Consider the following 25,396-nt stretch of genomic DNA (forward strand, 5'->3'; position numbering starts at 1 on the left):
TGGAAAAATCCAGTACCCTCATTTTTATTAAGGGGGTTTTGTGGATGAGACGAAGGGTTGTAGTAACTGGAATAGGTGTAATCTCACCTCTTGGGGTTGGTAAAGATAAGTTTTGGGAAGGAATTATAAATGGGAAATCTGGAATATCCTACATAACTAAATTTCCTGTAGATGATTTTCCAACAAAAATTGCAGGAGAAGTTAAAGATTTTAACCCAGAAGATTTTATAGATAGAAAGGAAGCTAGAAGATTAGATAGATTTTCTCAATTTGCTGTTGCTGCTACAAAACTTGCTATAGAGGATGCTAATTGGAATCCTACAGAAGAAGAAAAAGAAAATACTGCTGTGATTGTTACATCTGGAATAGGTGGTTTTGAAACTTTAGAAAATCAATTTAGAGTTTTATTTGAAAAGGGTGTAAATAGGGTAAGTCCTTTTTTAATACCTATGGTAATTATAAATATAGCTTCAGGTAACGTTTCTATTTTTTTTGGTTTCAGAGGTCCTAATTATTCTCCTGTTTCAGCTTGTGCATCTTCAGCCCATGCAATTGGTATAGGATACCGCTTAGTATCCTTTGGTGAGGCAGATTTTGCTATTGTTGGGGGATCAGAAGCCTCGATAACTCCTATGGGAATAGCTGGTTTTTGTGCTTTACAAGCTCTTTCTACTCAGAATGATCCTCCTGAGAAAGCAAGTAGACCTTTTGACGCTAAAAGGGATGGTTTTGTGATGGGAGAAGGTGCAGGAATATTAATACTTGAAGAAATGGAGCATGCTTTAAAAAGAGGAGCAAGAATTTATGCAGAAATAGTGGGTTTTGGGGCATCCGATGACGCGTATCATATAACAGCACCAGATCCAGAAGGATATGGGGCTGTTCTTTCTATGAAACGTGCAATAAAAGATGCTCAAATAGATCCAAGGGAAATAAATTATATAAATGCTCATGGTACTTCAACTAAATTGAATGATAAAATAGAAACATTAGCGATTAAAAAAGTCTTTGGGGATTATGCTTACAATATTCCAGTAAGTTCTACAAAATCTATGATTGGACATTTACTTGGTGCTGCTGGTGCTGTAGAATCTGTGGCTACAGTGTTGTCTATATACAACGGTATATTACATCCCACTATAAATTATGAGGAAAAAGATCCAGAATGTGATTTGGATTATGTACCTAACATAAGTAGAAAATGGAAAGTAAAATATGCCTTAAAGAATTCTTTCGGTTTTGGCGGACAAAATGCATCATTAATTTTTAAAAAATTTGAAGAATGAAAAAAGTTAAAATAGATATAGATAAAATCAGTCAAGAGATAGGTAAAAATATTGGAGTTTCATTCGATAATAAAAAGCTACTTATAGAAGCTCTTATTCATCCATCTTTTAAGCATGAAAATCCCGAATTTAAAATAGATAATCAAAGATTAGAATTTTTGGGTGATGCAGTATTAAATATGGTTATCACTGATCTTCTTTTTGATTATTATAAGCATGCAACAGAGGGTGTATTAACTCAGATGAGAATCTTTCTTGTAAAAGAAGAGATGTTATATAAAAAAGCAAAAGCTTTAGAATTAGATAGATTAATATTTTTAGGTACAGGAGAAGAAAAACAGGGAGGAAGAAATAAGCCATCAGTATTGTGTGATCTTTTTGAGGCCTTCATTGGAGCAATATATTTGGATAAAGGATATGATTTTGTAAAAGATTTTATTTGGAGAATTTTTGAGGAAGATATAAAAAATATAAATTTAGAAGTAGATTGGAAAAACCTATTAAGATCAATACTTCTTAAAGAAGGAAAAGAGCCTCAATATAGAGTAGTAAAAGAGGAAGGTCCAGAACATAATAAAACTTTTTATGTAGAACTTTGGGTAGATAGAGAAAAGTGGTCTGAAGGTACAGGTAAGAGTAAAAGGGAAGCAGAAATTATGGCTGCAAAAGAGGGGTTGAAGAAAATTAGAAATGATATATCTTAAAAGATTAGAACTTCACAATTTTAAATCTTTTATAGGATCAACCAAAATACCATTTTCTCAAAATTTTACTGTTATTACTGGCCCTAATGGTAGTGGTAAGAGTAATATTTTAGATGCTATAAGGTGGGTCTTAGGAGAGCAGAGAGTTAAAACCTTGAGGGCAGAAAAAGTAGACGAGGTAATTTTTGGGGGAAATAAATTTCATCCTCCCTCAAATTTTGCAGAGGTTGATTTGTGTTTGCAGTTAGATGATGAGGAAATAGAAATTTCAAGAAAAATATATAGGGAGGAAGAAAGCAATTACTATATTAATAATAAACTGGTCAGACTAAAAGATATTCAGATGTTTTTTTTAAATCTTGGTCTTGGTAGATATAGCTTTGCTTTTTTGAATCAGGGGGAGATAGATAATTTAGTAGTAAAAGAAAATGAAAGGTTAAGAGAAATCATTGAAAGTATAGCTGGAATATCCGGTTATCATGAGAAGGTAAAGGATATTTTGTTAAAGTTGGAAGTAGTTGAAAATGAATGGAATAAACTTGAAGAGAAAAGAAAAGAGATGGAAGCCAATTTAGATATTTTAAAAGAAGAAGCTAGGGTGGCCCAAAAATATGAAGAGATAAATAAAAAAATTGCTGACGTTCGGGAGTCTCTTAAATATTGTTTACGGCAAAAAGCCTTAAAAAATCTTGAAAAATATAAGAAGGAATTTGAGAATATAGATTTAAGGTTAAAAGAGCTTGAGAATGTTATAGATTCTATCATATTGAATAAGGAAGAGCTTCAAAGAGAAAAAGAAAATATAGATAAGATTTTGAAAGATAAAAAAGCATATTTGGAGAGTTTAGATAATGAACTTCAAAAATTGAGTATCGAAAAAAGTAGAAATGAAGAAAAGAGAAATCTTCTAACTGAAAGGTTGAAAAGTATAAGGGAAGAAAGGACTGATTTAGAAAAAGAGCTTTATCTTGTAGGAACACAAAGGAATGATATTGAGAAAAAATTAGAAAGTATTAATAGTGAAAATTATGATGAAATTTTTGATATTTTGAAAGATAGAGAAATTGCTTTACAAGAGAAAATTATAGAAAAAAGTAGGTTGGAACAAAAAATTAAGGAATTTTCTGAATTTTCTTTTTCCCATGAAGATGTAGAGATTATAGATAATAAAATTGAGAAAATTGATATAGTTATTAGAAATTGGGAAAAAAGATTATTTAATCTTAAAAATTATAGAGAGAGCTTGGAAAAAGATTATATTGAAAAAAATAAGATATTTAGAAAAAAAGAAGAAACTTTTGAGAAAAATATTGTGGAGATAAACAAATTAAAAAATCTTATAGGTGAATTAAAGGAAAGTTTAGTAGAAAATTATCCCCGTGGTGTAAGAGAAATTATCCATTACAAAAGAGAGAAAATACATGACATTTTTAAGAACATTATAGAGATACCCTTTGAGTATTTAGAGGCTTTATATAATCTTTTAGGAAATACTATATATGACATAATTGTGAATGATGAAAAAACAGCAAAAGAATTAATTAACTTTTTAAAAGAAAAAAGAGTTGGATGGGCTACTTTTAGACCATTAACCTTAAATAGATATGAAAAAATTAAAGATCTTCCTGAAAAGCTGAAAAATGTGGCGGTTAGAGCAATTGATATTGTGAAATATGATTGTCAATATGATAATTTAGTTAAAAATATTTTAGGTAATGTTATTATTTTTAATAATTTTGATTCTGCTGTTGAGAATAAAGACATTCTTAATGATGGATGGAGAATTGTTACACTTCAAGGGGAAGTATTCTTACCATCAGGAACCATAAGTGGTGGAATAAGATTCAATATTGAGGCTACACTTTTATCAGAAAAGTCTATTGTAGAAAATGAGGAAAAGATAAGAGATCTTATTGAAAGCAACCAATTTTTAAAAAGGGATTTAGATATATTGAGAAATGAAATTGATAAAATGAAAGATATAAGAGTAAAATTAGAGCCAATAATTATTAAACTTGAAAATCTAATTAAGAAGAAAAGAGAAGAAAAACAAAATCTATTGGAAAGAAGAAGAAAGTTAGAAATATACGAAAGAGAAGGACTTTTTTTAGAGGATAGATTAAAAGCTATCATAGATGAAATCAATAGTTTACAAAGGGATATAAAAATATGGAGAGATAAGTATGAAAATTGTAAGATCCAAAAAATAGCTTTAGAAAAAGAGCTTAATCTTTTACAGGAAAGATATAGTTATCTTGAAAAAAGGATGAAAAACATAGACCAAGAAATAATGAAAATTGACGATGATTTATCCAATTTAAGTAAAAACATTAATTATTTAGAAAATAGAATAAAGGAGCTATTAGAAGAAAAGAGAAGATTACTTGAAGAAAATAATGAGTTTTTTGAAAAACAGAGTCTTCTTACGACTCGTATTAAAGAATTAGAGAAGAAATGGCAAGAAAACAGAGAAGAAGAGATCGTTCTTTTGGAAAAAAAGAAAGATTTATTAAATCGTATAAGAGAGTTAGAAGTAGACATAGAGAATAATTACCAGGAGGATTGGGAATTAAAAATAGATCTTCCCGAGGAAAAACTAAGGATTTTGGAGAAAGATCTTGTTAAAGAGTTGGAAAAGTTAGGCCCTGTAAACTTTTTGGCAAAAACAAAATTGGAGGAAGGAGAGAAAAAATATAAAGAACTTATTATACAGATAGATGATGTGTATGGATCTATTAATTCTTTGAGAAAGATAATTAGGGAAACGAGGGAAGAGGCCGAAAAAAGATTTGTGGGTTGTTTCTTACAATTTAAGGATTTAGTAAATAAAAATTGGCAACTTTTTTTTCCTAATTCAAATCTTGAAATTTTCTTAGATAATGAAAGTGATCCATTGACCTCTGATATAAAACTTAGAATTTCATCTCAGAAGAAAAGTTGGAGAAATATTATTATGCTTTCTGGAGGAGAAAAAAGTTTGGTGGGTATATCTATTTTGCTTTCTGCGGTAGAACTTGCTCATATTAATTTTTGCTTTTGGGATGAAATTGATTCTGCTCTAGATAATCAAAATGCCATGATTTTAGGTAGGAAAATAAAGGAATTAAGTAAAGAGAATCAATTTATTCTTATATCTCATAATCCTGTTTTGATGCAATATGCTGATATAATATATGGTGTGACTTTAAATGATAAGGGTTCTTCGCAAGTATTTTTTTGGAAATTAGAAGAGGAGGTTGCAAATTGAGCTTTTGGAATAGGCTACCTAAATTACAAAAATTTGCAGAGAAATTACAGAACATTTTTAGCTTTTCTAAGATTGATGATGATCTTTTGGATGAATTGGAAATGGAACTTATTCAAAGTGATTTAGGTTTAGAATTAACAAATCAGTTAATTAATGAAGTTAAAAAGCAAAAAATCACATCCACTTCTGAACTTATAGAATTTATGTTTAATTTCTTTTTGAGTATTTTTAGTGGGATAAATTCTCAGCTTAATATTATTCCAGAAAAGATAAATGTTTTTATATATTTAGGTGTAAATGGTACAGGAAAAACAAGTGCAGTTGGTAAGATGGCCTATTACCTAAAAAATATGGGCTATTCTCCAATAATAGCTGCAGGAGATACTTTTAGGGCAGCAGCTATTGATCAAATTAAGCTTTGGGGAGAGAGGGTAGGAGTAGATGTTATAGCTCAAAAAGAAGGAGCGGACCCAGCATCGGTTGTTTATAATGCTATAGAAGCTGCTAAAGCAAGAAATAAAAATGTTTTATTGGTAGATACTGCTGGAAGAATGCACACAAAGAGTAATCTCTTAGAAGAGTTGAAGAAGATCGAAAGAGTTGTTGAAAAAACTTTAGGATATAAAGCTTCTGAAAATCTTATTGTGGTAGACGCTACCTTAGGTCAAAATGTTATAAAACAGGTAGAGACTTTTAGAAATGCTGTTGATCTTACCGGAGTAATATTAACTAAATTAGATGGTACTGCAAAAGGAGGTGTAATTTTTAATATTGTAAAGACCTTTAGAATACCTGTAAAGTTTGTAAGTATAGGTGAGGATAAAGATGATTTTGAACCCTTTGATCCTAAAGAATTTGTAGAATCTTTCTTACCGAGGGTAGAAGTATGATAAGAAAAGCAAAAATACAAGACGTACCTGAAATTCATAAACTAATTAATGAATATGCTGAAAAAGGTCTTCTTCTTCCGAGATCTTTAAGTGATCTTTATGAAAATATTAGGGATTTTTACATATTAGAGATAGAAAAAAAAATTATAGGTACTTGTGCTTTACATATTATTTGGGAAGACCTTGGAGAAGTGAGGTCAGTTATTGTTAAAAAAGAATACGAAGGAAGGGGTTATGGAAGAAAACTTGTATTTACTTGTCTAAATGAAGCAAAATTTCTTGGTTTAAAGAGAGTACTTGCCCTTACATATATTCCAGAGTATTTTAAAAAGTTGGGTTTTGTAGAGGTTGATAAAAGAACATTACCCTTTAAGGTTTGGAGTGATTGTGTTAGATGTCCGAAATTTCCAGACTGTGGTGAATTTGCCTTAATATATTATTTATGAAATACTGGATTATACTTATTCTTTTTTTAATAGATAGAATAACTAAAGAAATGGCCAATAGGCATTTTTTTGATGGAGTAAAATTGGATTTTGTAATTAGCTTTAATCTTGTGCATAATTATGGTGCTGCTTTAGGAATATATATTCCGAGATTCTTTCTTATATTTTTTAGTTTTTTAGCCCTTATAGTGCTCTTGATACTATATAAGAAATTTAGTTTTTTGGGTATAGCATTTATATTAGGAGGACTTTTAGGAAATTTGTATGATAGAGTTTTTTATGGTTATGTGATAGACTTTATTCATATGAAAAATTTTTTTGTTTTCAATTTGGCTGATGTTTTTATTACTTTGGGAGGATTTTTTCTATTTCTAAAACTAATAAAATAAAAGAAGGAGGTAGAGAGATAAAATGTACCCTAAATTGTTTACAATCCCCCAATTCCAATTTTTTAAGTATAAAATTGGACCTATTGTAATTTATTCATGGGGCACTTTAGTAGCTTTAGGCTTCCTTATAGGAATTCTATTAGCAATGAGATGGGCAAAAAGAGAGGATATTGATCCAGACCATGTATTGAATGTATCAGTATGGAGTATTATTTCAGGAATCTTAGGAGCGAGAATTGTTTATGTAATAAAATATTGGAATGCATATAAAGGTAATCTCATTTCAATATTGCAACTTTGGGATGGTGGATTAATATTCTTTGGTGGATTTTTTGCAGCAACAATTGTGGTATTGATTTATCTTTGGAGACACAAAATCTCTTATTGGAAGTTTTTAGATGTTATTACTCCAAGTATTGCTATAGGTAGTGCAATTGGAAGAATTGGCTGTTTTTTAAATGGTTGTTGTTATGGATATGAAACCCCATTACTTTGGGGAGTAAAATTCCCAAATATATATGGATATAGACATGCTACCGAACTTTATTATACAATTGCTTTCCTAATTGTTTTTGTATATTTACTAAGAGTTAAGAATAGAAAGACTTTTGATGGGGAGGTAGCTACTAATTTCTTTGTATATTATTCATTAGCTTTCTTCATTGTAGAAATATTTAGAGACAATCCAAGAAACTTTTTATACTTAACAGGATCCCAGACAGTATCTTTATTGCTTATTGCTTTTGGTATTTATGCTTATAGTAGGAGAAAGGCAGGATTACCACTTTTACCTCAAAGTTGCCCATTATATAGAAAAATTTCAGCTGAACCCAAAGTAAAAAAGAATAAGAGGTAATTAAATACTTCTTAAGGCAGATTTTATGAAGCTGTCAATAAGGTCTGGAAATTCTATTCCAAAAGCTTTGGCAGATTCGGGATATAAGCTTGTTTCTGTCATACCTGGAATAGTATTTACTTCTAAAACGTATATATTTTGTGTATCTTCTTCTACAATCATGTCAACTCTTGAAAGATGTCTACAACCAAGAGCTTGGTGAGCTAAAACACCAAGCTCTTGGGCTTTTTTGTAAGTTTCTTCAGAAAGTCTTGCGGGAATTATATGTTCACTTAATCCTGGGGTATATTTAGTTTGATAATCGTAAAAACCTGTTTTGGGAATAATTTCTATTAAAGGAAGGCAAATTGTATTATCTATGTCATAAATACTTGCTGTTATTTCTTTTCCTCTTATAAACTCTTCTATTAGAATATATTGATCAAATCTAAAGGCATATTCAAGGGCTTTTATTAATTCATCTTTATCATTTGCTATAGATAATCCTATTGTGGAACCTTGGTTTGAGGGCTTAACTATCCAGGGTTTCTTTAGTTTCTTTATGTTTTCAAGAATTTTTTCTAAATCTTTTGTTTCCATATCTTTTTTTGAAATTTCAATCCATTTAGGAGTAGGTATTTTATGATATAGAAATATTTTTTTAGCCATAACTTTATTTAAAGCTAATGCACTGGCAAGGACACCAGAGCCTACATAAGGTATACCAAGAAGCTCTAAGAGTCCCTGAATAGTTCCGTCTTCACCATATAAACCATGAGCAGAAATTATAGCCACATCAATTTTTTCCCTTTTTATATTTTCAACAATATTTTCATCAATAGGTATTTCACAATATTCATAACCCTTAATCTTCAAGGCAGAAATAATATTTTGGGCAGTTTTCATGGCAATTTCTTTTTCTGTAGATTTAACACCTATTAAAACTCCTATCTTCATTTTTCCACCTCTTAAAAGTATTATATATTTATAGATTTTACCCTTAAGAAGCTTTTTTTAAAAGAGATTCTCGTGATATTATTAATTATTATGAGAAATTTAGAAGATATTATTCAAGATTTAAAGAGAGAGGAAGATAAAGAAAAGGTAAGAGAAATTTATAAGGTGTTCCAAAGAGTGGGGCAAAAAGGAGGTATAAATCCAACAGGTTTTTTGTCTCTTACAGAACAATATTTATTTCAAAAAATCAGTTTTCTTTTTCAAAATACGTTATATACAAGGCTTGAAGGTGGTATAAGTGGAGCTGAAAGGAAAAGAGGTTTTATCTCTGATAAAATAGAATTGATAGAATATTTGGATTTAAATAAATATTTTGCAGGAATAAATCTGATTTCTTATGAAAAAATAAATTCTAATTTTATATTGGAATTTTTAAAAGAAAAGGGCATTTCATTAGATAAAATTGGGGATATATGGCTAACCCATGATGGTTGGAAAATTATCTTCGCTAATGAAATTAGAGATGATATAGAAGAAGTTTTTAATGACACTAATTTTGAATTTAAAATATTAAGCTTTTATGAATTACAAAGTTATACAAAGCCATCTAAAATATTACGTACTACAGAAGCATCTAGGCGGGTGGATGCTATAGGGAGCTTTGCACTTGGAATATCAAGAAGTAAAATGCAAACTTATATTAAAGGTGGTGGGGTAGAGGTCAATGGAAGGAAGATTCAGGATTCTTTTTATGAATTAAATATAGGAGATATAGTAACTGTTCATAATCTTGGTAGTTTTAGAGTTCTTGATATAAAGGTAACGTCAAGGGGTAAATTTCACATTGAAATTGAGAGAATGATTAAAAAGTGAAAATAAGAATATAGTAGGAAAATTATGTCAACCAATTTTCCTACCTTAATATTAAATTTTGACCATGTTTATACAAATCAGAATCAGCTTCTTTCTATAGGAAAGTTAATTTCTTTTAATAATATTTCCCAGGTCAAATATCTGTGTTCCTATGAGAAATTAGAAGAATTTAAAAAATTAATTCCTTTTGATTATAAAGGAATTAAATTTTTAGGAAAAAGTGATTTTCACTATTTAACCTATCTTTTTATAAGGAATATAAAATTACCTTTTGAGTTAGTAGTTATTGATCATCATTTGGATTTTATGGAAACCTTTGAGGGATATATAAGTTGTGGATCCTGGATAAGAGACGCAGTAAGATTACCCTTTATTGAAAAAGTGGTAGTGGTGACTGATAATGAAAACATTTCTTTTAAAGATAATTTATTCAGAAAATTGAAAATAATTAAAAATGATTTTGATATTTTAAAAAAATACATAAATTTTCCTGTCTATATAAGTATTGACAAAGATATACTTGATAAAAAATATATCTTTACAAATTGGGAACAAGGAATGATAGATTTAGATTCATTTTTTGATATTTTGAATATCCTTTCTCAATACAAGGTATTAGGTGTTGATGTCTGTGGTGAACCTGATTTTAATCTAATAGAAATAAAAAGAAGCGAAAAAATTAATCTAATGATACATGATATTTTTAAAATGTATATTCAAGAAAAAGTTACAGCATAATTGTTTTAGACCTAACAAATAATGTGGCTAAGAAAAGATTTATTAGAGGAAATGATATTTTTGAAGAAAATTACTGAAGCCATAAGAAATAATAATAAGGATAAAGACTCACATAAAAATTATTTATAAAATTTTTAAATCTTATAATCTTCCTAAGTGCTTTGGAAAAGATATTGATTAATGCAGCTTTTATTAAAACAAAAATAGTTATTAATAGATATAAATTATAAAAGGGGAACTTTTATATATTTTACGAAAACCACCTTAGAGTGGATCCTGAGAAGATGATAAGTTACGTATTCAAAGTATGAATATTCTTTAGTGAATTTAGGACTTGCCTTGCATTATATATACAAAATAGACGTATGGCTTCGAGAGAATACTATGATGAAAGAGAAGATATGATTTTAAGTTTAAAAATATCAGAAGAAGCAATAAATCATGATTAAGCCATACAAAAGATCCTGAAATAATTATATACAATGCTTGCTATTACTTTTCTTTGGTCTCAAAAGCGGTATTAAAGACAAAACCCTTCTGAAAGAGTTACTTGGAATGTAAGAAAAATATAGAGAAGAATACTCACATAGGATTATTCCTTTAATAATCAAAGTTATAGTGTTAACTATTATTTTTTCTCTTTTTTAAAAGACATCTTTTTTCCTTATTGAGACTATTACTGTTTTAAACATTGCAAAATTAAGAATAAAGAATCTGAAGAAAATTTCAATTTATATGGAATAGAGAAAGGTAGTTACAAATCTGAGGAATACAAATTTGAAGATAATAAGTATATATGGGGTTAAGGCAGAGAAAGCCTATGAGGGTGAAGTAAAGATAGTGAAAGAGATTATAGAGGGAAGTATAGAGCTAAAAGGAAAATATTTTATAGGAGAAAAACTATATGATTTTATAGGATTAACAAAGGAGATATAGAAAATAGGAATTAAGCCAGTTATAGAAGTTAAAAAGACATTCAGGTTTCTTTTAATTTGGCTTTTTGACGCAGCTTATTACAAGTTTTTTTATTTATATAGGAATTTTAAAAACATTTGCAAAAATATATTGATAAAAGTAATAGAAAATTAAAATGTGTTCTTGCTGAAGAACTTGGACACTACTTTACTGGTTCAACATACAATAACAAGAAGCAAGAAAATTATAGAGAAAAGATTGAGATTTCAAGAAAAGAATATAGAGCAAAAAAATGGCAAGTATTTTATCTTATCCCTGAAGAAAAATTTTTAGAGGCAGTAAGAAGGGGAATAACAGAAATTTGGGAACTTGCAGAATATTTTAATGTGGAAGAAGAAGTGATAAAATTTTATATAAAACTTACAAGGGTGAGAGAATTATTAAAGGGGGGATATTAAATGAATAAAAAATTAATTTTCCTTATCCTAATACTCTTTATTCTTCAATTAACCCTTGCCCAAAGCTTGGGATTTAAAGAAACAAAATTATTTACATTGAAAATGAAGAAAAAGGGATTGAAGGGCATGTTTATGAAAATGGTTCATGGTATTTGATTACTGAAAAAGAAGATGAACAGTCTCTAATAATAAATGGAAAAAGAGAAGGTTGGTTTGATAAAGTATATAATGTAACTTTTACAGATGATGGGAAAAGATTTGCATATATTGCAGGAAATGGCGGTAAGTGGGATGAAGGAATTTGGTATTATGGTGAGAAATGGTTTGTAGTTGTTGATGGGAAAAAGAGTAAACCTTATGATCAAGTTTATCATCTTTATTATCCAAAAGAAAAAGATACATTTTTAGTCTTAGCAATAGATGGTAAAGATATCTTATTAGTAGAATATACGAATAATAAATAAGAAGAAACATTACAAAAGTTTAAAAGATGTCAAAAAATAATTTTTAATTTAAACTTTGTTAAGGAGGGGGGTAAAAAATTTTTTAATACAAAAATGATGAGTCAGGCGAACTAAAATAAAAAAAGGAGGTGAATTTGACTCTCTAAAATAGAAACGGGTTTTAGAGGATATCTCCCAATTCTTGACAAATTCTCACTTATTAATATATTATATTTAAAAGTAAAAATTGGGGAGTCGTCTAGCTGGTAGGACGCCTGACTCTGGATCAGGTAGGGATGGTTCGAATCCATCCTCCCCAGCCATAAAATATAAAGTGGCCCTATCGTCTAGTGGACCAGGACGTTGGGTTCTCAACCCAAAAACCGGGGTTCGAATCCCCGTAGGGCCACCAAAAATGAAGATAAAAATTTAAGTAAAAGTTTTTTTATATCATAGTTTTAATCTAATTACTTATAATTTTTACTCCGAGTGCCTTTTAAGGATATGATCTTATTTCTAATTCTATTACTTGAGAATACAGCCATCTATCAATTGTATTTCTATTTTCTGAGAAATATTTTCTCAGAAGATTATTAAAAAATTAATTAAAAAAATATTAATATAGAAATGATGAAATTTGTTAACATATTTTAAAAGTAGGAGGGCTTTATGTAAGATTAATGGAAAAAATAGGTATTGGCGAGTTATTGGTGTATATAATAGCATTCTTTTAAAACCAGCAGAGATTATAAGGTAAGTAAGAGGCTTTACAAACCAGAAAGGCTTATAGAGGAGGTTTTAGAAGGGATAAAGTCTTTACTAAATATATTTTATAGTATAGTTCTGTAGTTAAGGATGAACTTATCGAGGTAAAAAAAAGATTATAGAAGGATACTCTAAATAAAACAAAAGCCCCCAAGAGAATCTTGGGGGCTTTTGTTTTCAATTAGTACTCAGGTGGTGGAGGTGGAGTTTGCTTTTCTTTTTCTGGTTTCTCAGCCACAAGACCTTCTGTAGTGAGTACTAATGCAGCTATACTTGCAGCATTTTGTAATGCAGATCTTGTTACTTTGCAAGGATCTACAATTCCAGCTTCAAACATATTTACAAATCTATCTTTTGCAGCATCATATCCCATTGGCCCATCCATCTCTTTGACTTTTTCTGCAATAATAGATCCTTCTTTACCAGCATTGGTAGCAATGAGCTTTAATGGTACATCAAGGGATCTTCTTACAATTTCTAATCCAATCCTTTCATCTTCATTTTCTACTTTTACATTATCAAGAACTTTAATAGTTCTTACAAGAGCCACACCACCGCCAGGTACGATTCCTTCTTCTACTGCAGCTCTTGTAGCAGATAAAGCATCTTCAATTCTATGTTTTTTCTCTTTAAGCTCTACCTCAGTAGCTGCTCCTACTTTAATTACAGCAACTCCACCAGCAAGTTTTGCAAGTCTTTCTTGTAATTTTTCTCTATCAAATTCAGAATCAGTCTCTTCTAATTGTTTCTTAATTTGAGCTATTCTTGCCTCAATATCTTTTCTGTTTCCTTTTCCTCCAATAATGGTAGTCTTGTCTTTATTGGCTCTTACTTTTTCTGCTCTTCCAAGCATATTTAATGTTACATTCTCAAGTTTTATTCCTGTTTCTTCAGAGATGAACTCTCCACCAGTTAAGATAGCGATATCTTGTAACATTGCTTTTCTTCTATCTCCAAATCCAGGAGCTTTTACAGCTAAGGATTGGAGAACGCCACGTAATTTATTGACTACAAGAGTAGCTAATGCTTCACCTTCTACATCCTCTGCAATTATTACTAATGGCTTTCCAGTTTGAACAACTTTCTCAAGTATTGGAAGAATATCACTTACTGCACTTATTTTTCTATCAGTTATGAGTATGTATGGTTCTTCTAATACTGCTTCCATTCTTTCAGGATCTGTAATCATATATGCAGAAAGGTAACCTCTATCAAATTGCATTCCCTCAACAAGTTCTAAGGTAGTTGTAATACCTTGAGATTCTTCTACAGTTATTACTCCGTCTTTTCCAACTTTATCCATTGCTTCAGCAATTAATTTTCCAATTTCTTCATCGTTATTAGCAGAAATGGCTGCAACATGGGCTATATCATCTTTTGTTTCTACAGGTTTTGCAATCTTTTTAAGTTCTTCTACTACTGCCTCTACTGCCTTTTCTATTCCTCTTCTTACATACATGGGGTTAGCTCCAGCTACTACATGCTTCATTCCTTCATGTACTAATGCTTGAGCAAGTACTGTAGCTGTGGTTGTACCGTCACCTGCTACATCATTAGTTTTGGAAGCTACTTCTTTTACAAGTTGAGCACCCATGTTTTCAAATGGATCCTCAAGGTCTATTTCTTTAGCAATGGTTACACCATCGTTAGTGATAACAGGTGCTCCAAATTTCTTTTCAAGTACTACGTTTCTTCCTTTAGGTCCTAAAGTAATTTTTACAGTATCTGCTACGATATCAAGTCCTCTTATAAGTGCTGTTCTTGCTTGCATGTCAAGGCTAACTAATTTGGCTGCCATATTCTCTCCCTCCTTTTTTAAATTTTTTTACTCTTCAATTACAGCTAAGATATCTCTCTCACTAAGGATGAGATATTCTTCACCTTCAATTTTTACTTCAGTACCAGCATATTTTGCAAAAATAACTCTATCTCCCTCTTTGATTTCTAATGGGACTTTTTGCCCATTATCAAGGATTCTGCCAGTACCTACTGCTATTACTTTTCCTTGCTGGGGTTTTTCTTTTGCAGTGTCAGGAAGAACAATACCTCCTTTTGTTTTTTCTTCTTGCTCAATAACCTTGACCACTACACGATCACCAATAGGACGCAATTTCACAAGTCTCGACCTCCTTTCATAATTTTATTAGCAATCTAAGTAGATGAGTGCTAAAACCAAAATAAATATATATTAACTTTAAATATCTATTCAACAGAAAAATACGCAAAAAAATGGCAAATATATGTCAAAAATTCTTATTTTTCTATAATTTTTTTATTTTTTTCTTTGTTTTTTATGATTTCTTTATATAATTCTTCCAATTTCTTTGCGCTTTCCATTATCGAAAACTGAGTAGCCTTCTTAATTGCATTGTTTTTCATATTATGTAGAAGTGATTCGTTATTAAGTAGATATAGAACTTTTTGATAGAAATCATTGTAATCTTCTTGCGCTAATAAACCCTCTTTACCATTTTCTACTAAGCTTATTGTGCCTGGGGCTTCTACTGCTACTACAGCACATCCTCCTGCCATAGCTTCTAAGGTAACTAAACCTTGGGTTTCTGTGGTGGATGCAAAAACAAATATATGGGCTATTTTATAATAATAAATTAGCTCTTCTCTTGGATGCCATCCTAAGAAAATAACCTTGTCTTTTATATCTAATTTTTCTGTAAGATTTTCCAGATTTTTTCTTTCTTCTCCATCACCAACAATTAAAAACACAATATCATCTCTTTCTTTTAATAATTTTGAAAGAGCTTGAATTAAAAATTCAAGATTTTTCTCTTTAGCAAGTCTTCCAGCATAAAGTAATATCTTTTTGTCTTTCCATGGAAATTTGTCTAAAAAATCTTTAGAAATAGGTTTTTCCCATAAAGAAAAATCTATACCTGTAGGTATGACTTCTATTCTTGTTTTTACACCAAAATTGATTATCATATCTTTAATTTCTTTTGTGGGAGCAATTACAAGATCTACTTGATTAGAGTATTTTACGCTTTCTTTTATGGCAATTTTGGAGGTTATGGTTTGGGGTATTAAGGGAATATAATGCACATATTTATGGTATTGAGTATGATGGGTAAAAACAATTGGTTTATTATACTTTTTAGCAAGTTTAAGAGCAGTTTTTCCTATTACAAACGGATGATGTGAATGGACAATATCAAAATCTTGTTTTCTAAAGTAATCTTCTACTAAGAAAGGGAAATATAGGGGTAACGGTTGAGGAGTTATAAATCTTAATGCAATAGACGGAAATCTTATTATATGTTTTTCATTGTCTTCTTTGTATTTAGGGAACCATGGTGGATATTTGGGAGCAAATACATGAACTTCATGACCAAGCTTCTCCAAAGCTTCTCTATAGCTTTCTACAGCTATGGCAGCTCCTCCTGTATTTGGTAAATAGTTATTTGTAAAGAATGCTATTTTCATGACAGATTTAATATTTCTTTATATACTTTTACAGTTTCATCGGCAACTCTTTCTATATTGTATTTCTCAGCAATTTTCAAGGCTTTTTTAGAGTATTCTTCTCTTAAGTTTTTGTTTTCGGCAAGAAGTTTTATATTTTCTTCAAATGTTTCTTCTGTACCTGATACATAATTGGGGGATAAAGGTTCTTTGTATTCTTTTAAATCTCTTAAAAGTAGAGGTAAGCCTACAGCTGATGCTTCAAGGACAGCAATACTAAAGTTTTCTTGTCTTGATGGGAAAAAGAAAATATCAGCCATGTTATAAAATTTGTTGAGTTCATCGTGAGGACATGGACCTGATAAGATTAGATTTTCTGGAGGATTTTTAATAATTTTCTTTATTTCAGAATATCCTCCACTTAAGAATGAGAAAGGAATACCGCCAACCCAAACAAATTTGTATTGAGGCAATCTTTCAGCCATTTTTGCAAAAGTATCAAAACCTTTTCTTTTTATCATGTGACCTACACTTAAAAGTACAATGTCATCGTCTTTTATATTAAATTCTTCTCTTGTCTTTCTTCTTAAATTTTCATCTTTCTTAAATAAACTTAAATCCACACCATTTGGTATAAAAACAATCTTAGTTTTTACTCCCATTTCCTTTAATTTTTCTACTTCTAACGGGGAGACAGCAATAACTACATCTGCCTGATTATAAAAGAGAAGAAGATATTGAGAAAAAAGACCTTTCCATTTTTCAGCTAATAAAGCACTACCTAACATGGTATCTGCTATTACATGAGCTGTAAATACAATTTTACTTTTGTTTTCTTTCTTTACGTATTTGAAGAAGACATCTCCAAAGGAATGGAAATGAAGGATATCGTAAGGTCCATCTTTGACAAGACCATTATAATAGACTTCTATATCATTTCTTTTTTTAAGAGCTTCATATAACATCTTACAAGCAGTTTGATCTCCACCACCTTTTGTTCTTGCAGAAGGTATACCTGGCTTAAATATTATGTTTACCTTTATTTTTGTATTCATCATTGAATAATCACCTCTTTTTTATATTTTTTCCTATTCTCAATTTTTGATCCCAAGGACATATATGAAGTCAAATGCACCTGCTAATAACGTGACATAATGGGTAAATGTTCGCCATAATATTATATAAATTCCCAAGATATACTTGGGTACAAAGGGGGCAAAGGCGAGGGAAAGAAGAATTTCAATGACTCCACTTCCTCCTGGTGTGGGAACATAGAACATTAAGAAAAAGATTGGAATTTGTACTAAAACTACGGAGATTATATTAACTTTCAAATGGAAACTCATCATAAGAACTGGTGCTATTAAAAAATAGGTAAACCAAGAAAGAAGATTGAAGAAGAAAAAGCCGAACATAGTAAGTTTTTTATCTTTTATGAAGAGCCAAAGAGTGCTATGAAAATCTTTTACAGTATTATTGACAACTCTTAATATTTTATAAGGATGTATTTTCGATAGGAAGGGCAGTTTCCTTAACTTGAGAAGAATATAAGCAATAAATCTTATAATAGGTCTTGGTTTGTACAGTGCAAATATAAAACCTAAAACAATTAAGAAAAAGAGTAAGGCGCTATATTGAACTAATCTTTTAATTATTTGCTGAGGAAAAAGATAAGAATAAAAATATATTACAATAGGTGAAGAAATAGCAAAAGTTAGAGAATTAATAACATATCTGAAAAGACTTAATGCTGTTGCTTGTCCAACTTTAATATTTTTCTTTGAAAGAAGGTATATTTCTAAGGGTTCGCCACCTGCTGATGTAGGGGTTATGCTTGATGCAAAATAATAAGCAAGGTGTATTTGTAAGGCCTCTATTAATTTTATATTTACCCCTTCCAAACCTTTTATAAGAATTTTGTATCTAATTGCTGCAAATATCCAGCTTAAAAAATTAAGGAGAAGAATATATAAGACATAATTCCATTTAAGAGTAAGTAGAGCATTCCAAGTTCTTGAATCTGTAGTAAAAAATAAGATAATTACAAAAATAATTGCACTTATTACTATGGAAAATTTTAACCCTGATTTGAGGGTACGGTTCAAATTATTCATTAACTACCTCCTAAGGGTAGATCTGGAATAGCTGATAAAGAAAGATCATTTACATATCCATTTTTATATAGGTGGTACCCTGCGGAAGCAACCATGGCTGCATTATCGGTACACAATTCTTTAGGGGGTAAATAGAGTTTTATCTTTTCCTCCACAGAGATTTTTTTGAACCTTTCTTGTAAATAACTATTTGCTATCACACCACCAGAAAGTACTAATGTATTAATTTTAAATTTTTTTACAGCAATTAGTGCTCTTTCTATTAATTCTTCCACTACTCTTTTCTGAAAAGAGGCAGCTATATCTGCTACTGGAATTTCTTTCCCTTCATTTTTTAAATCCCTTACAAGATACAATATAGCTGTTTTTAATCCGCTAAAGCTTATATCTAAATCTCTATCGCATTTTACCTTAGGGAGATTGAAAACTGGGTTTCCATTCTTTGCTACTTTTTCTATTTCTGGACCACCAGGATAACTTAATCCTAATATTCTTGCCACTTTATCAAAAGCTTCTCCAGCAGCATCATCCAAAGTTTGTCCTAATAATTTATACTTTCTTATTCCTTCCACTAAAAGATATTCTGTGTGTCCTCCTGATATTATAAGAGATATAAAGGGAAATGTAGGGGGATCTTCTCTTAAGAAGTTGGCAAAAATATGTCCCTCAAGATGATTTACTCCAACAATTGGTTTTTCCAATGCTAAGGATAAGGTTTTTCCTACCATTATTCCTACCCATAATGATCCAATTAGACCAGGACCATGGGTAACTGCTATTAAATCTATGTCTTTAAAACTTAAATTTGCTTTTTCTAAGGCCACATCAATAAGTTTATTTATAACCTCTACATGGAGCCTTGATGCAACTTCTGGGACTACACCCCCGTATATTTTATGAATGTCTATTTGTGATGAAACTATGTTGCTTAAAATCTTAGTTCCGTCCTCTACTAATGCTATACTTGTCTCATCACAAGAAGTTTCAATACCAATTGTTATCATTAGTTTCCCCTTAAAGAAAGAACTTTTTTACCATTACTAAGGCATCTTCTCCATCTTTATAATACCATTTTCTAACACCTATTTTTTGAAAGCCCTTTTTATAATATAGATTTTGGGCAATAGTATTGGATACTCTAACTTCTAAGATTATATTTCTAACTTGATTTTTAAGACAATAATCTATAACAAAATCCATTAATCTATCTCCGATTTTTCTTCCTCTATAATCAGGATGTACTGCTATTGTGGTTATTTGGGCTTCTTGAAATATAAGCCAAAGCCCTACAAAGCCGACAATTTTTTCGTTGTGTACAGCCACAAAATATCTTGCAATTTTATTAGATGTTAATTCTTTTTCAAAGCTCTCTCTACTCCAAGGATTAGAGAAAGATAACTTATTTATTTCATCAACAGAATCTATGTCTTCAAATTTCATTGGTCTTATTTCTATATTTATTTCAGTTTTTTGATTCTGTTCTTTCATGTCTTCTCTCCCAGTTAATTTCTGCACTTGATTTTTGTCTATAATCAGGAAGTAGAGTTGAATAGTCTTTAACATACCCATTTTGATATTTTTTCAATGTAATGTATATGAGGGTTTCTCCTCTGATTGAGTTTATAAATTCTGGGGTTAATATTATATTTTTAGGAAGTAATAATTTTAGATCTTCAGGTGTATCTCCAGTTACTATTGTATGATTGTCTTTACTAAATCTATTTAGCAGGCTTAGAAATGTATCGTATGGATAAACATCTTCAGGATAGATAGGATCTTCATCCACATAAAAACCTGCATGTATCTCTCCCTTTCTTGCAGACAAAATTGGTACTTTTAATCCTTTAAAAGCAATCTGAGAGGCTAAGGCTTCTAAATATGATATTCCAACAGTTGGTTTCTTATAGATTTGAGCTAAAGTTTTTATAGTAACTACTCCTATTCTTAGACCTGTAAATGATCCTGGTCCTGTGATTACGCTAAAAATATCCACATCTTTTAAATTCCATTTTGATTTTTTTAGAAGCTCTTGTAAATTACTCGTTAATGTCTCACCATATGTTCTGGAATTAGTAGAATAAAAAAGCTCATAAATTTCTCCGTCTTTCCACAAAACAATATTGCTCTTATTGGATGCTGTATTTATGCTTAAAATAAACATTCTTTAAGCTCCTCTATGAGATTTTTATATCTTTCTCCTTTAGGTTTAAATATTATTTTTCTTTCGTTATTACTCATATGAAGAAATTCAATTTCAAGTCTTTTATCAGGTAAGTAATTCAAAATTCTATCAGCCCATTCTATGGCAATAATGTAGTCATCCTTAAGATAATCTTCAAAACCAATATTAAAAAGTTCTATTTCAGGATTGTTTAGACGATATACATCTATATGAAGGAATGGATATTTACCTTTATATTCCTTTATTATCAGAAAAGAAGGAGAATTTATTGGATTTTTAATATCAAGGCCTTCAGCTAATCCTTTAACAAAGGTGGTTTTTCCACTTCCTAAATCTCCTATTAATGCTAAAATATCTCTTGGTTTTAACTTTTCTCCAATAGTTTTTCCGATTTTATATGTATGTTCTGAAGATTTACTTACTATTTCCATCTATAATTCCCAAGGATCTTTTACTATAATTATGTCGTTTCTTTCGGGTCCTGTTCCTATTATTTCGATTTTTGTATCTAATTCCTTTTCAATCATTTCTAAATATTTAATAGTATTTTGAGGTAATTTTGAGATATCTAATATTCCCAATAGATTTTCTTTCCATCCTGGTATCTCTTCAAAAATAGGTTCACAATCTTTTAATACATTTAAAGAAGAAGGAAATTCATCAATTAATTTTCCTTTATATCTGTATCCTACTACAATCTTCAATTTCTCAAGACCGCTCAATACGTCTAATTTAGTAATAGCAATGCTTGTAAAGTTATTTATTCTTTTTGCATATCGTAATGCTACAAGATCCAACCAACCTACACGGCGAGGTCTTCTAGTTACTGTACCATATTCTTGTCCTTTCTCTCTTATATATTCTGCTATAGAGTCGTGAATTTCACTTGGAAATGGTCCTTCTCCAACTCGTGATGTATATCCCTTTATTACACCTATTATTTTTTTAATTTTTTGAGGACCTATTCCAGCTCCTACGCATACTCCTCCTGCTATGGTAAATGAAGAGGTAACATAAGGATATGTACCATAATAAATATCAAGAAGAGTGCCTTGTGCAGCTTCAAATAATACCTTTTTTCCTGAATCAATCAGATCATTTATAAGCTTAGAGGTATCTGTAATTATTACACCTTTTTGTGATAATTTTTCTATAGCTTCTATTTGGGAATTATAAATTTCCTCTATTTTATATCCAAGAGATTCTTCAGATAATATTTTCGATTTAAAGTCATATATTTGAGTTATTCTTTCTCTAAAGTATTCTTTATCGAGTAGATCTCCTATTCTTAGACTATCTCTTGCAATGTAATCACTGTAAGCTGGTCCTATACCTCTTGCGGTTGTACCTATTTTGGATTTTTCTCTTTTTTCTTCAAAAAATTTATCCAATATAGGATGGTATGGCAAAACTAAAGGAGATCTATCACTAATGTAAAGATTTTTTATCTTTATACCGTTTTTCTCTAATTCTTCAATCTCTTCTACTAAAGCCGGTAGATTGACAATTACTCCTGTGGCAATTATATTAATTACCTTTTCGGAAACTATACCGGATGGGAGAAGTCTAAATTTAAAGGTTTTATTTTTAACTATCACTGTATGGCCAGCGTTATTTCCTCCATTGAATCTTACAACTGCATCAGCATTTTGTGAAATAATATCTATAATTTTTCCTTTTCCCTCATCTCCCCATTGAGATCCTATTACAACAATGGTATTAAATTCTTTATTCATCTTCTTCTCCTCCTAACATAATTTTCAATTCCTTCCTTATCTCTTCTTCTGTTTTAAACGTTCTCGCTACATTAGTACGTATGGCCGCTTTAGCAACCTCTTCCGCTACTTTTGGAACTACTCTTTTGTCAAGCGGGGAGGGTATTAAGTAGTCTTCTCTTGGTTCCTCGATTAAGGATGCAATGGCAAAAGAAGCAGAGAGTTTCATTTCTTGATTTATTTCTCTTGCTCTGACAAGTAAGGCTCCTCTAAATACACCTGGAAAAGCGAGGAGATTATTTATTTGGTTAGGATAATCAGATCTTCCAGTACCTATTATCCTTACACCCACTTTTTGGGCAACTTCAGGCATTATTTCTGGAACAGGATTGGCCATGGCAAAAATAATAGGGTCTTTTTTCATCAATTTTATATACTCTGGAGATAAAAGATTTGCCTGAGAAACACCAATGAACACGTGAGCATCTTTTAGGGCATCTTTTAATTCTCCCTTTTCTTTTTCAGGATTAATTATTGATGCTATTTTTTCTTTTTCAGGATTCATACCATCTTTTCTTCCTGGATATATGATACCATGACGATCAACTAATCTAATATTTTTTGCACCTTCAGAAATAAGAAATTTTGCTATAGCTATTCCTGCAGCTCCCGCCCCTAATATCACTATTTTTATTTCATTCAGTTTTAAATTCTTTAGTTTTAAGGCATTTATGAGAGCTGCGTAAGTTACTATTGCAGTACCATGTTGGTCATCATGAAATACAGGTATATCTAATAGTTCAATGAGTTTTTCTTCAATATAAAAACAGTTTGGTGCTGATATATCTTCAAGGTTAATCCCTCCAAATATAGGAGATATATTATAAACAATTTCTATTATTTTTTCTGGGTCTTGTGTATTTAAGCATATAGGAAAAGCATCTATATTGGCAAACTTCTTAAATAATATTGCCTTCCCTTCCATTACGGGTATAGCTCCTAAAGGACCGATGTTTCCAAGACCTAAAACTGCAGAACCATCGCTAACAACTGCTACGGTATTTGCTTTTATAGTGAAGTCATAAACTAAATCAGATTTTTTATGGATAGCTTGAGATACTCCTGCAACCCCAGGCGTATAAGCCAAAGAAAGATCGGTTTTATTCTCTAATGGTACTTTAGGCTTTATCTCCAATTTACCTTTTTTCTCTTTATGAAGCTCAATAGCTTTTTCATAGAAATTCATTTAATTCTCTCCTTCAGGTAGGACTACTTTAATATGTACTTCTTCTAATTGTTTTGGATCAACTTCTGAGGGAGCTCCTGTTAAAAGACAAGTCCCACTTTGAGTCTTTGGAAAAGCAATCACATCTCTTAAAGATGGGGAATTAGTAAGAATAGCAACTATTCTATCTATCCCTAACGCTATACCTCCATGGGGTGGAGCTCCATATTCAAAGGCTTCTAAAAGAAATCCAAATTTTTTCTTTGCATCTTCAGGAGAAATATTTAATATATTAAATATTTTTTCTTGAATTTCTCTTTGATGAATTCTTATACTTCCACTCCCTAATTCAGTACCATTTAATACTAAATCATAACACTGAGCTCTAACCTTCAATGGATTGGTGTCTAATAAGGGAAGATCTTCCTCTTTGGGAGAAGTAAATGGATGATGTTCAGCTACAATTCTTTTTTCTTCTTCATCATATTCGAAAAGAGGGAAGTCTGTAACCCAAAGGAAAAAAAGTCCTTCTTTTTTAGGAATATTAAATATTTGGGTAAGCTCTAATCTCACGATTCCAAGGATTTTTACTACCTCTTTCCACTCACCTGCAATGCTAAAAAAGGAATCTCCAGGTTTTAAATTTAATGTTTCAATGATTTTAGCCTTATCTTCGTCACTTAGATATTTGTTAATGGAAGATTTTAATTCACCATCCGCATAAGAGAACCACATTATTCCTTTACCTTTTAATTCTTTTACTTTGTTCTCTATGATGCTCCAATCTCTCCTTGTTGGTATTATTCCTCTCAACATTATTCCTTTTACCACACCATTGTTTGCGATAGTATTTTTTATAAACTCTAAGGAGAAATTTGAAAAAAGATCTGTTACGTCAGTTATTTTTAGATCGTATCTTAAGTCGGGTTTATCACTTCCATATGTGTTCATAGCTTCATCATAAGTTAATCTGATAAAGGGGATTTGGATTTCCATATCTAAAGTCTCTCTAAGAGTTATTTTAAATAACTCTTCTATAATATTAAATACATCTTCTTGATCTATAAAAGACATTTCCATATCGAGCTGGGTAAACTCAGGTTGTCTATCAGCTCTTAAATCCTCATCTCTAAAGCATCTCGCTATTTGAAAATATTTATCAAATCCTGATACCATAAGAATTTGTTTAAATAATTGAGGGGATTGGGGGAGAGCATAGAATTTTCCAGGCTGAAGTCGACTTGGTATTAAAAAATCACGTGCTCCTTCGGGAGTACTTACAATTAAATATGGGGTTTCGATTTCTATAAAACCTTTTTTAGATAAGAAATTTCTTATGGAAAGAATAAATTTATGCCTAAAGGTTATATTATATTGCATTTTTTCTCTTCTTAGATCTAAATACCTATATTTTAATCTAACTGTTTCATCAATCTCCTTATTGCTCCATAGGTTAAAGGGAAGGGGTTTAGCTGTATTTTCTACTTTTATTTTTCTTACTTCGATTTCAATTTCTCCTGTTGGTATTTTAAGATTTTCCATTCCTTCAGGTCTTTTTCTAACTTTGCCCTCTACTGTTATTACCCATTCATTACCTAAATTATCTGCAATGTCATAGCTTTCCTGAGAAATAGATGGATCAAATACTAATTGAATAATTCCACCTCTATCTCTAAGATCTACAAAGATAAGTCCACCATGATGCCTAATTCTATGTACCCATCCACTTAAAATTACTGTTTCACCTATATTTTTTGAGTTTATTTCTCCACAATAATAGTTCCTTTTCAAAATCTT

General features: G+C 30.6%; 26 protein-coding genes and 2 tRNA genes. 15 read left to right on the forward strand and 13 right to left on the reverse strand.

The genetic code is table 11. The features are described 5' to 3' along the window. The first annotated feature begins 44 nt into the window (after positions 1 to 44). From fabF to lgt, 7 genes are read left to right on the forward strand one after another with little or no spacing between them, the layout of a single operon-like run. On the forward strand, positions 45 to 1,286 hold the full coding sequence (gene fabF / locus ACY3JM_RS05065) for a beta-ketoacyl-ACP synthase II (protein WP_463082277.1): 1,242 nt from the start codon (positions 45 to 47) through the stop codon (positions 1,284 to 1,286). After that, on the forward strand, positions 1,283 to 1,990 hold the full coding sequence (gene rnc / locus ACY3JM_RS05070; RefSeq protein WP_463111098.1) for a ribonuclease III: 708 nt from the start codon (positions 1,283 to 1,285) through the stop codon (positions 1,988 to 1,990). Before fabF ends, rnc begins: the two co-directional genes overlap by 4 nt. Continuing rightward, positions 1,977 to 5,237: an AAA family ATPase gene (locus ACY3JM_RS05075; RefSeq protein WP_463111099.1), complete on the forward strand. Its 3,261-nt coding sequence runs from the start codon at positions 1,977 to 1,979 to the stop codon at positions 5,235 to 5,237. Before rnc ends, ACY3JM_RS05075 begins: the two co-directional genes overlap by 14 nt. After that, positions 5,234 to 6,127 (forward strand): signal recognition particle-docking protein FtsY, encoded by an 894-nt coding sequence (gene ftsY, locus ACY3JM_RS05080; RefSeq protein WP_463111100.1) that lies wholly within the window; start codon positions 5,234 to 5,236, stop codon positions 6,125 to 6,127. The genes ACY3JM_RS05075 and ftsY overlap by 4 nt, the downstream gene beginning before the upstream one ends. Further along, on the forward strand, positions 6,124 to 6,573 hold the full coding sequence (locus ACY3JM_RS05085; protein ID WP_463082273.1) for an N-acetyltransferase: 450 nt from the start codon (positions 6,124 to 6,126) through the stop codon (positions 6,571 to 6,573). Before ftsY ends, ACY3JM_RS05085 begins: the two co-directional genes overlap by 4 nt. Further along, positions 6,570 to 6,962, forward strand: a complete 393-nt coding sequence (locus ACY3JM_RS05090; RefSeq protein ID WP_463082272.1) for a signal peptidase II — start codon at positions 6,570 to 6,572, stop codon at positions 6,960 to 6,962. The genes ACY3JM_RS05085 and ACY3JM_RS05090 overlap by 4 nt, the downstream gene beginning before the upstream one ends. A 22-nt stretch (positions 6,963 to 6,984) precedes the next feature. Then, complete coding sequence (gene lgt, locus ACY3JM_RS05095; RefSeq protein WP_463082271.1) at positions 6,985 to 7,818, forward strand: prolipoprotein diacylglyceryl transferase; 834 nt, start codon at positions 6,985 to 6,987, stop codon at positions 7,816 to 7,818. Here lgt and ACY3JM_RS05100 read toward each other — a convergent pair whose 3' ends face one another. Next, positions 7,819 to 8,754 carry a D-alanine--D-alanine ligase family protein gene (locus ACY3JM_RS05100; RefSeq protein ID WP_463082270.1) on the reverse strand — a complete coding sequence of 312 codons (936 nt, stop codon included), beginning with the start codon at positions 8,752 to 8,754 and terminating at the stop codon, positions 7,819 to 7,821. A gap of 90 nt (positions 8,755 to 8,844) precedes the next feature. Between ACY3JM_RS05100 and ACY3JM_RS05105 the strand changes: the two genes are divergently transcribed. The 8 genes from ACY3JM_RS05105 to ACY3JM_RS05140 all read left to right on the forward strand — a co-directional run bounded on the left by ACY3JM_RS05105 (position 8,845) and on the right by ACY3JM_RS05140 (position 12,593). Next, on the forward strand, positions 8,845 to 9,627 hold the full coding sequence (locus tag ACY3JM_RS05105) for a S4 domain-containing protein (protein WP_463111101.1): 783 nt from the start codon (positions 8,845 to 8,847) through the stop codon (positions 9,625 to 9,627). Positions 9,628 to 9,651: 24 nt separating this feature from the next. After that, positions 9,652 to 10,365 (forward strand): hypothetical protein, encoded by a 714-nt coding sequence (locus tag ACY3JM_RS05110; RefSeq protein WP_463082268.1) that lies wholly within the window; start codon positions 9,652 to 9,654, stop codon positions 10,363 to 10,365. A gap of 777 nt (positions 10,366 to 11,142) precedes the next feature. Then, positions 11,143 to 11,301 (forward strand): hypothetical protein, encoded by a 159-nt coding sequence (locus ACY3JM_RS05115; RefSeq protein WP_463082267.1) that lies wholly within the window; start codon positions 11,143 to 11,145, stop codon positions 11,299 to 11,301. A gap of 116 nt (positions 11,302 to 11,417) precedes the next feature. Further along, positions 11,418 to 11,738: an ImmA/IrrE family metallo-endopeptidase gene (locus ACY3JM_RS05120; protein WP_463111102.1), complete on the forward strand. Its 321-nt coding sequence runs from the start codon at positions 11,418 to 11,420 to the stop codon at positions 11,736 to 11,738. After that, positions 11,739 to 11,894 carry a hypothetical protein gene (locus ACY3JM_RS05125; RefSeq protein ID WP_463111103.1) on the forward strand — a complete coding sequence of 52 codons (156 nt, stop codon included), beginning with the start codon at positions 11,739 to 11,741 and terminating at the stop codon, positions 11,892 to 11,894. Next, positions 11,891 to 12,202, forward strand: coding sequence for a hypothetical protein (locus tag ACY3JM_RS05130; RefSeq protein WP_463111104.1), 312 nt, complete (start codon positions 11,891 to 11,893; stop codon positions 12,200 to 12,202). Before ACY3JM_RS05125 ends, ACY3JM_RS05130 begins: the two co-directional genes overlap by 4 nt. A 227-nt stretch (positions 12,203 to 12,429) precedes the next feature. Further along, positions 12,430 to 12,504 (forward strand) — tRNA-Gln (locus ACY3JM_RS05135). Between the two features lie 13 nt (positions 12,505 to 12,517). Further along, positions 12,518 to 12,593, forward strand: a tRNA-Glu gene (locus tag ACY3JM_RS05140). A gap of 534 nt (positions 12,594 to 13,127) precedes the next feature. Here ACY3JM_RS05140 and groL read toward each other — a convergent pair. The 12 genes from groL to aspS all read right to left on the reverse strand — a co-directional run bounded on the left by groL (position 13,128) and on the right by aspS (position 25,390). Continuing rightward, positions 13,128 to 14,744, reverse strand: a complete 1,617-nt coding sequence (groL, locus tag ACY3JM_RS05145; RefSeq protein ID WP_463082261.1) for a chaperonin GroEL — start codon at positions 14,742 to 14,744, stop codon at positions 13,128 to 13,130. 27 nt (positions 14,745 to 14,771) lie between these two features. Continuing rightward, entirely contained in the window at positions 14,772 to 15,062 is a 291-nt protein-coding gene (groES, locus tag ACY3JM_RS05150) for a co-chaperone GroES (protein WP_148805409.1), read from the reverse strand. 137 nt (positions 15,063 to 15,199) lie between these two features. Beyond that, positions 15,200 to 16,384, reverse strand: coding sequence for a glycosyltransferase family 4 protein (locus ACY3JM_RS05155; protein WP_463111105.1), 1,185 nt, complete (start codon positions 16,382 to 16,384; stop codon positions 15,200 to 15,202). Further along, positions 16,381 to 17,421 (reverse strand): glycosyltransferase family 4 protein, encoded by a 1,041-nt coding sequence (locus ACY3JM_RS05160; protein ID WP_463082259.1) that lies wholly within the window; start codon positions 17,419 to 17,421, stop codon positions 16,381 to 16,383. The genes ACY3JM_RS05155 and ACY3JM_RS05160 overlap by 4 nt, the downstream gene beginning before the upstream one ends. Before the next feature lie 36 nt (positions 17,422 to 17,457). Beyond that, on the reverse strand, positions 17,458 to 18,477 hold the full coding sequence (locus ACY3JM_RS05165) for a lysylphosphatidylglycerol synthase transmembrane domain-containing protein (RefSeq protein ID WP_463082258.1): 1,020 nt from the start codon (positions 18,475 to 18,477) through the stop codon (positions 17,458 to 17,460). After that, a complete protein-coding gene (gene tsaD, locus ACY3JM_RS05170; protein WP_463082257.1) occupies positions 18,477 to 19,481 on the reverse strand; it encodes a tRNA (adenosine(37)-N6)-threonylcarbamoyltransferase complex transferase subunit TsaD in 1,005 nt (334 codons plus the stop codon). The genes ACY3JM_RS05165 and tsaD overlap by 1 nt, the downstream gene beginning before the upstream one ends. A 10-nt stretch (positions 19,482 to 19,491) precedes the next feature. Continuing rightward, positions 19,492 to 19,965 (reverse strand): ribosomal protein S18-alanine N-acetyltransferase, encoded by a 474-nt coding sequence (gene rimI, locus ACY3JM_RS05175; RefSeq protein WP_463111106.1) that lies wholly within the window; start codon positions 19,963 to 19,965, stop codon positions 19,492 to 19,494. Further along, positions 19,940 to 20,638 (reverse strand): tRNA (adenosine(37)-N6)-threonylcarbamoyltransferase complex dimerization subunit type 1 TsaB, encoded by a 699-nt coding sequence (gene tsaB, locus ACY3JM_RS05180; RefSeq protein ID WP_463082255.1) that lies wholly within the window; start codon positions 20,636 to 20,638, stop codon positions 19,940 to 19,942. Before tsaB ends, rimI begins: the two co-directional genes overlap by 26 nt. Then, a complete protein-coding gene (gene tsaE / locus ACY3JM_RS05185) occupies positions 20,626 to 21,090 on the reverse strand; it encodes a tRNA (adenosine(37)-N6)-threonylcarbamoyltransferase complex ATPase subunit type 1 TsaE (RefSeq protein ID WP_463111107.1) in 465 nt (154 codons plus the stop codon). The genes tsaB and tsaE overlap by 13 nt, the downstream gene beginning before the upstream one ends. Beyond that, positions 21,091 to 22,395, reverse strand: a complete 1,305-nt coding sequence (locus ACY3JM_RS05190) for an adenylosuccinate synthase (protein ID WP_463082253.1) — start codon at positions 22,393 to 22,395, stop codon at positions 21,091 to 21,093. Beyond that, on the reverse strand, positions 22,388 to 23,620 hold the full coding sequence (locus ACY3JM_RS05195; protein WP_463082252.1) for an NAD(P)-dependent malic enzyme: 1,233 nt from the start codon (positions 23,618 to 23,620) through the stop codon (positions 22,388 to 22,390). Before ACY3JM_RS05195 ends, ACY3JM_RS05190 begins: the two co-directional genes overlap by 8 nt. After that, positions 23,621 to 25,390, reverse strand: coding sequence for an aspartate--tRNA ligase (aspS, locus tag ACY3JM_RS05200; RefSeq protein ID WP_463082251.1), 1,770 nt, complete (start codon positions 25,388 to 25,390; stop codon positions 23,621 to 23,623). It lies immediately after the preceding gene. Positions 25,391 to 25,396: the final 6 nt, after the last annotated feature.

It is taken from the genome of Dictyoglomus sp. SSW, assembly GCF_055181335.1.

Bases quoted from the DNA above. Each gene is read 5' to 3' on its own strand.
- fabF (WP_463082277.1), top strand. From the start codon at position 45: ATGAGACGAAGGGTTGTAGTAACTGGAATAGGTGTAATCTCACCTCTT.
- rnc (WP_463111098.1), top strand. From the start codon at position 1,283: ATGAAAAAAGTTAAAATAGATATAGATAAAATCAGTCAAGAGATAGGT.
- ACY3JM_RS05075 (WP_463111099.1), top strand. From the start codon at position 1,977: ATGATATATCTTAAAAGATTAGAACTTCACAATTTTAAATCTTTTATA.
- ACY3JM_RS05085 (WP_463082273.1), top strand. From the start codon at position 6,124: ATGATAAGAAAAGCAAAAATACAAGACGTACCTGAAATTCATAAACTA.
- ACY3JM_RS05090 (WP_463082272.1), top strand. From the start codon at position 6,570: ATGAAATACTGGATTATACTTATTCTTTTTTTAATAGATAGAATAACT.
- lgt (WP_463082271.1), top strand. From the start codon at position 6,985: ATGTACCCTAAATTGTTTACAATCCCCCAATTCCAATTTTTTAAGTAT.
- ACY3JM_RS05100 (WP_463082270.1), bottom strand. From the start codon at position 8,754: ATGAAGATAGGAGTTTTAATAGGTGTTAAATCTACAGAAAAAGAAATT.
- ACY3JM_RS05105 (WP_463111101.1), top strand. From the start codon at position 8,845: ATGAGAAATTTAGAAGATATTATTCAAGATTTAAAGAGAGAGGAAGAT.
- ACY3JM_RS05110 (WP_463082268.1), top strand. From the start codon at position 9,652: ATGTCAACCAATTTTCCTACCTTAATATTAAATTTTGACCATGTTTAT.
- ACY3JM_RS05125 (WP_463111103.1), top strand. From the start codon at position 11,739: ATGAATAAAAAATTAATTTTCCTTATCCTAATACTCTTTATTCTTCAA.
- groL (WP_463082261.1), bottom strand. From the start codon at position 14,744: ATGGCAGCCAAATTAGTTAGCCTTGACATGCAAGCAAGAACAGCACTT.
- ACY3JM_RS05155 (WP_463111105.1), bottom strand. From the start codon at position 16,384: ATGAAAATAGCATTCTTTACAAATAACTATTTACCAAATACAGGAGGA.
- ACY3JM_RS05160 (WP_463082259.1), bottom strand. From the start codon at position 17,421: ATGATGAATACAAAAATAAAGGTAAACATAATATTTAAGCCAGGTATA.
- ACY3JM_RS05165 (WP_463082258.1), bottom strand. From the start codon at position 18,477: ATGAATAATTTGAACCGTACCCTCAAATCAGGGTTAAAATTTTCCATA.
- tsaD (WP_463082257.1), bottom strand. From the start codon at position 19,481: ATGATAACAATTGGTATTGAAACTTCTTGTGATGAGACAAGTATAGCA.
- rimI (WP_463111106.1), bottom strand. From the start codon at position 19,965: ATGAAAGAACAGAATCAAAAAACTGAAATAAATATAGAAATAAGACCA.
- tsaB (WP_463082255.1), bottom strand. From the start codon at position 20,638: ATGTTTATTTTAAGCATAAATACAGCATCCAATAAGAGCAATATTGTT.
- tsaE (WP_463111107.1), bottom strand. From the start codon at position 21,090: ATGGAAATAGTAAGTAAATCTTCAGAACATACATATAAAATCGGAAAA.
- ACY3JM_RS05190 (WP_463082253.1), bottom strand. From the start codon at position 22,395: ATGAATAAAGAATTTAATACCATTGTTGTAATAGGATCTCAATGGGGA.
- ACY3JM_RS05195 (WP_463082252.1), bottom strand. From the start codon at position 23,620: ATGAATTTCTATGAAAAAGCTATTGAGCTTCATAAAGAGAAAAAAGGT.